General features: G+C 66.7%; 4 protein-coding genes and 2 rRNA genes. 2 read left to right on the forward strand and 4 right to left on the reverse strand.

The window, feature by feature from the left end; genetic code table 11:
- Nucleotides 1–9: 9 nt before the first annotated feature.
- Nucleotides 10–1542: a S41 family peptidase gene (locus ABE543_RS03015; RefSeq protein ID WP_346475287.1), complete on the reverse strand. Its 1533-nt coding sequence runs from the start codon at nucleotides 1540–1542 to the stop codon at nucleotides 10–12.
- Nucleotides 1543–1650: 108 nt separating this feature from the next.
- Complete coding sequence (locus ABE543_RS03020; protein WP_053520206.1) at nucleotides 1651–2949, reverse strand: peptidoglycan DD-metalloendopeptidase family protein; 1299 nt, start codon at nucleotides 2947–2949, stop codon at nucleotides 1651–1653.
- Nucleotides 2950–3044: 95 nt separating this feature from the next.
- Here ABE543_RS03020 and ABE543_RS03025 point away from each other — a divergent pair, with 95 nt between their 5' ends.
- Complete coding sequence (locus tag ABE543_RS03025) at nucleotides 3045–3707, forward strand: hypothetical protein (RefSeq protein ID WP_053520207.1); 663 nt, start codon at nucleotides 3045–3047, stop codon at nucleotides 3705–3707.
- 76 nt (nucleotides 3708–3783) lie between these two features.
- Nucleotides 3784–5499, forward strand: coding sequence for a M28 family metallopeptidase (locus tag ABE543_RS03030; protein ID WP_346475288.1), 1716 nt, complete (start codon nucleotides 3784–3786; stop codon nucleotides 5497–5499).
- Between the two features lie 147 nt (nucleotides 5500–5646).
- Here the strand turns inward: ABE543_RS03030 and rrf (ABE543_RS03035) are convergent.
- Both rrf (ABE543_RS03035) and rrf (ABE543_RS03040) read right to left on the reverse strand, forming a co-directional pair.
- A 5S ribosomal RNA gene (gene rrf / locus ABE543_RS03035) occupies nucleotides 5647–5761 on the reverse strand.
- 132 nt (nucleotides 5762–5893) lie between these two features.
- Nucleotides 5894–6000, reverse strand: a 5S ribosomal RNA gene (gene rrf, locus ABE543_RS03040); the annotation flags it as partial.

A 6000-nucleotide genomic window follows, 5' to 3' on the forward strand; every position in this document is an offset into this window, starting at 1 on the left:
GGCGCTACCTCAGGGCTTGGCCGGGGCCGGGCTCGGCTTTGCTTCCGGCTTTGCTTCCGGCTTTGCTTCCGGCTTTGCTTCCGGCTTTGCTTCCGGCTTTGCTTCCGGCTTTGCTTCCGGCTTTGCTTCCGGCTTTGCTTCCGGCTTGGCTTCCGGCTTGGCTTCCGGCTTGGCGGTCGCCGCGTCGGCGGCCTTTTCCGCTTCCGCCTTCGCGGCTTCGGCCTTCAGTCGCGCGGCCACCGAACCGGGATGCTTCAATTCGGCGAGCGCATCGTTGATCGGGCCATCGCCCGGCAACACCGCGCCTGCGCGATAACCTTCGGTCCCTTCGTCGTCGCCGCGCAGATGACCCGGCAGGGTGGCTTCGCTGTAGTCACTCAGGCTGGCCGGCAGCGCGTCATCCTCAGGGCGCGGCGCAGGCTTGAGCTCCACATCCGGCACGATGCCGGTGGCCTGGATCGACTTGCCGCTGGGCGTGTAATAGCGCGCCGTGGTCAGCTTCACCGAATCGCCGTTGTCCAGCGGCAGCACGGTCTGCACCGAGCCCTTGCCGAACGTGCGGCTGCCAACCACGCGTGCGCGGCCATTGTCGCGCAATGCACCGGCCAGCACTTCCGAGGCGCTGGCCGAACCCGCATCGGCCAGCACCACCACCGGTGCGCCCTTCAACAGGTCGCCCGGCGTGGCGTCGAAACGCGCATCGCTGATGCTGATGCGGCCCCGCGTACTGACGATGTTGCCCTTGTCCAGCAGATCGTCGGCCACCTGCACAGCGGCGGTCAGCAGGCCACCCGGATTGCTGCGCAGGTCCAGCACCAGCCCCTTCAGCGTTCCACCGGACTGCTTCTGCAGCTGCTGCACATGCTTCTGGAAATCCGAACCGGTGTCGGCCTGGAAGGTACTCAGGCGGATGTAGCCATAGCCCGGTTCCAGCAGGCGGCTGCGCACGCTGGTGACGCGGATCGTCTGCCGGGTCAGGCTGACATCGAAAGGTTTCGGCCGGCCGTCGCGCACGATGGTCAGCACCACCTTGCTGCCGGCCGGGCCCCGCAGCGGCTCACTGGCATCGATCGCACTGATCGGCTTGCCATCGATGGCGATGATCAGATCGCCCGCGAGGATGCCAGCCTTGGCCGCCGGCGTGTCATCGATCGGCGCGATCACCTTCATGCTGGCGTTGTCCGGCTGCTGCTGCAGCTCGACGCCGATGCCCTCGTAGGCACCGGAGGCCTGCTCGTCGAAGGCCTGCGCATCTTCCTTGTTGAAGTACGTGCTGTGCGGGTCGAGGTCGAGCAGCAGGCCACGGACCGCCGACTGCATCAACTTGTTGTCGTCGACCGGGTCGACATAGGCCGCGCGCACCGCGTTGTACACCGCCACGAAACGGCGGATGTCTTCCAGCGGCACCTTCGAGGTCACCGCCTCCTCGCTGCTCGCCGCCTGCCCGCTGTTCGCAGCGGTCGGGGCCGGCGCGGTCTGCTGCGCCCAGGACAGCGCTGGCAACAGGGCCAGCAAGAGGGTGGCGGTACGGGCTGCGCGCATGGAGCACTCCTGTCGACGGTGGCATCGTGCCCAAGGCACAGGCACCGATTATGCGCGAAGCACAGCTAAATTCCCGTTGAACCCACGCAGTCCGTGCAGGCCCCGGGTTCAGCGGCGCTGCAGCCAGCTGTCCGGATTGACCGGCTGCCCGCCACGACGCAGCTCGAAATACAGTGCGGTCACGCCCTGGCCGCCGGAGTTGCCGACCTTGGCGACCGCATCGCCACGGCTGACCCGCGCACCTGCATCCTTCAGCAGCGTGTCGTTATGCGCATAGAGGCTCATGTAGCCGTTGCCGTGATCGACGATCAGGATCATGCCGTAACCGGTCATCCAATCGGAGAAGACGACCGTGCCATCGGCTACCGCGGTCACCGTGCTGCCGGCCGGGGCACCGATCAGCACGCCGCTGCTGGTGCGGCCATCCGGCAGCTTGCCGCCGTAGCGTGCCAGCAGGTTGCCCGACAGCGGCCACCCCAGTCCCCCCACCTTCGGTGCCGGCGCCGATGCCACGGCCGGCGGCACCTTGGTCGCCGGCGGCGGTCGGCCTTCGGCGGCGGCCTGGCGTGCAGCGCGTTCGGCGGCGGCCTTCTCCGCGGCAGCCCGGCGCGCTGCCGCGCGACGCTCGGCTTCGGCCCGCGCTGCGGCCGCGCGCAGATTGGCCAGCAGGGTTTCCAGTGCCTTGGCATCCTGCCCCAATGCCTGCTCCTTCTCGCGCCGGTCCTTGAAGCGTTCGTCCAGCGAGGCCACGGTCTGCGCACGTTCGCGACGATCGGCCGCCAGCGCAGCCGCCTGCTGCTTCTGCTCGCGCTGGGTCCCCTGCAGCTGCTGCTGGCGTTCGGCAATCTGTGCCTGCAGCGCCTCCAGTTCCTTGAGATCGGCAGTCAATGCGGTGATGCGCTGCGCGCGCTCGCGCTGCAGGTACCGGTGGTAGGCCAGTGCACGGTTGGCATCGGCCACCGTGTCCTGTGACAGCAGCAGCTTGAGCGGGGCGTGGTTGCCCAGCTGATAGGCCGCGCGCAGCAACCCGGCCAGTTCGCGATGCTGCTGCGCCAGGTTGGACTGCAGGGTCGTGCGACGTCGCTCGGCCTCGGCCAGTGCCTGGTTCTGCTCGCGCAGCGCCGCCTCGGTCTGGGCCAGCACACGGCCGCTGCGGGCCACCTTCTCATCGGCCGCGCGCAGCTGCTGAGATGCCTGGCCACGCTGGCCCTCAAGCTGGCGGCGCTCCTGCGCGACGCCCTTCAGCTCGCTGCGCAGCTTCTGCAGCTTGCGCTCCGTTTCGCGCGTGTTCTGTGCACCTGACGGAAGCGGCAGCGCCAATGCCAAGGCCAGCCCCAGCAGCAGGCAGCGCCCGCCGCGGGCAGCGGCGATGTGATGTCGGCGTGAGGGGAAGGCGTTGTTGCGCAAGGGCTTTCCAGTGACTTCAGGCAGTTGCAGGGGCGATTGGGGAATGGTGACATCAACGCACGCGGCCTGCCAGCCGCACATCCACCGAGGGACCCATGAACATTCGATCCATTCCGCTGCTGTTGGGCGTGCTGCTGGCCAGCAGTCCCGCCTGGGCACAGGACAACATCAGCAAGGTCAACGGCAGCATCACCGCCGAAGCCGGGCAGCGCTACGGCAAGCTGGATACCGTCAACGGCGGCATCCGCGTCGGCGAAGGCAGCGAAACCGGCAGCATCGATACCGTCAACGGTGGGGTGAAGGTCGCCGACCGCGCCCGTACCGGCAGCATCGAAACGGTCAACGGCGGGGTGCGCCTGGGCCGTGAGGTGATCGCCCGCGGCAACGTCAGCACGGTCAATGGCAGCATCTTCAGTGATCGCGGCAGCCAGATCGAAGGCGGCGTGGAGACCGTCAACGGTGGCATCGGCCTGGTCGAGAGCCGCGTCAGCAAGGACGTGGAAACCGTCAATGGCGATATCACCGTGGGCATCGGCTCCCAGGTCGACGGCGGCGTGCGCGTGCGCAAGCCCAGCTTCAGCGTCTCACTGACGGCCGTCCGCAAGCCGCGGGTCATCATTGGCCCGAACGCCGTGGTCAGTGGCGCCCTGCACTTCGAGCGGGACGTAGTGCTGTACGTGCACCGCACCGCGCGCATCGGCCCGGTCAGCGGCGCCGATCCCATTCCGTTCGACAGCGAAACCGCGCCGGCGGACTGAGCCCACCGATTCGGGGATACTCCCCGTTCCCGGCCGCAGCACCATGCGGCCATCCCTTGTTTCCCAGGAACCGATGATGCCCCGCAAACTCCTCCTGTGCCTGGCCGCCGCGGCCGCGCTCAGTGCCTGCAAAGGCAATGACTCCCCGGCGCCGAGCGCCGGCACCGACAGTACCGCCCCGTCCACCGCGACCGCGGGCCATGCGTTCTCGCCGGAGATCAATGCCGCCGATTTCGCCGAGATGGTCAAGACCCTGGCCTCCGACGGGTTCGAAGGGCGAGCACCGGGCAGCAAGGGCGAAGAGCTGACGGTCAACTACATCCGCGACCAGATGCAGCGCATCGGCCTGAAGCCAGGCAATGGCGACAGCTGGTTCCAGGACGTGCCGATGACCGAAACCACGGCCGATGAGTCCACCGTGCTGAAGATCAACCAGGGCGGCAAGACCACCGAGCTGAAGTTCGGCACTGACATGGTGGTCGGCACGCGTACCGGCCAGGCCGAGATCAGCATCGATGCCAGCGACCTGGTGTTCGTCGGCTACGGTGTCGATGCACCGGAACAGAAGTGGAACGACTATGCCGGCCAGGACTGGAAGGGCAAGACGGTCGTCATGTTCGTCAACGACCCGGGGTTCCACGTCGATGACGAAACCCTGTTCGACGGCAAGCGCATGACCTATTACGGCCGCTGGACCTACAAGTTCGAGGAGGCCGCACGCAAGGGCGCCGCCGCGGCCCTGATCGTGCACGACACGGCCGGCGCCTCCTACGGCTGGGATGTGGTGAAGAACTCCTGGGCCGGACCGCAGTACGACCTGCCGGCCAAGGACGATCCGGAAGCACGCATCCCGGTGCAGGGCTGGCTGAGCGCCGACGCCGCACGCTCACTGTTCGCCGCCGCGGGCCTGGACCTTGACCAGGCCTACAAGGACGCCAGCAAGCGCGGCTTCAAGCCGGTGCCGCTGAAAGCCACCGCATCCGTCGACCTCAAGAGCCGTATCGCACAGAAGCAGTCGCGCAACGTGGTCGGCGTCCTGCCGGGCACCAAGCGTGCCGACGAGGCCGTGCTGTACATGGCCCATTGGGATCACCTGGGCAAGCACGAGGGCGAGGAAGGCGACAACATCTACAACGGTGCGATCGACAATGCGACCGGCGTGGCAGGCATCCTGGAAGTCGCCGAAGCGATGGCCCACCAGGATCCGAAGCCGGAGCGTTCGGTGGTGTTCCTTGCCGTGACCCTGGAAGAATCCGGCCTGCTCGGCTCCAAGTACTACGTTGCGCATCCGACGTTCCCGCTGGACAGGATCGCCGGCGTCATCAACATCGACGCCATGTCCGTGGCCGGCCGCGCCAAGGACGTGACGGTGACCGGCTTCGGCAGCTCCGAGCTGGAAGACATCCTCAAGCCGCTGGCGGCGGCCCAGGGACGCACCCTGCACGGCGAAAGCTCGGTACAGAGTGGCTTCTACTTCCGTTCCGACCACTTCAATTTCGCCAAGGCAGGCGTCCCGGCGCTGTACGCCGACGGTGGCGAAGATCTGCGCGAAGGCGGAGTGGAAGCCGGCCGCAAGTCAGCAGCCGACTACGGCGCCAACCGCTACCATGGACCGAAGGATGAGTTCGACGCGGCCAGCTGGAAGCTGGACGGCACTGTCGAAGACCTGCAGCTGATGTACGGCGTCGGCAAGGAGCTTGCCGGTGGCGACCGCTGGCCGAACTGGTATGAAGGCAATCCCTTCAAAGCCGCCCGCGACACGATGATGAAGGCCAAGACCCCGACCCGCTAACGTCGCGCCATGCTCGACTGAACGCTATCGAGGTCAGAGCGGCGCCCTACGGGGCGCCGCTTTTTTTTGTGCGATCGCAGCTCAGTGGCCGCTTTCCGCGCATAAAGAAAAACCCCGCTGCGCGAGCAGCGGGGTTTTGGGTGTAAACCCTGGCGATGACCTACTCTCGCATGGCTTGAGCCACACTACCATCGGCGCGGCTGCGTTTCACTTCCGAGTTCGGGATGGGATCGGGTGGTTCCACAGCGCTAATTTCACCAGGGAGACGGTTGCAGCAGCGCCTGCGGCGCCAGCTTCGCGATCTTGCCCTTGGGGCGGAAGCCACCCGGAAAATGCAGTGCCTTCATTAAAAGGAAAAACCCCGCTGCGTGAGCAGCGGGGTTTTGGGTGTAAACCCTGGCGATGACCTACTCTCGCATGGCTTGAGCCACACTACCATCGGCGCAGCTGCGTTTCACTTCCGAGTTCGGGATGGGATCGGGTGGTTCCACAGCGCTAATT

This window comes from Stenotrophomonas sp. TWI169 (assembly GCF_039674705.1).
GTDB lineage: Bacteria > Pseudomonadota > Gammaproteobacteria > Xanthomonadales > Xanthomonadaceae > Stenotrophomonas > Stenotrophomonas maltophilia_P.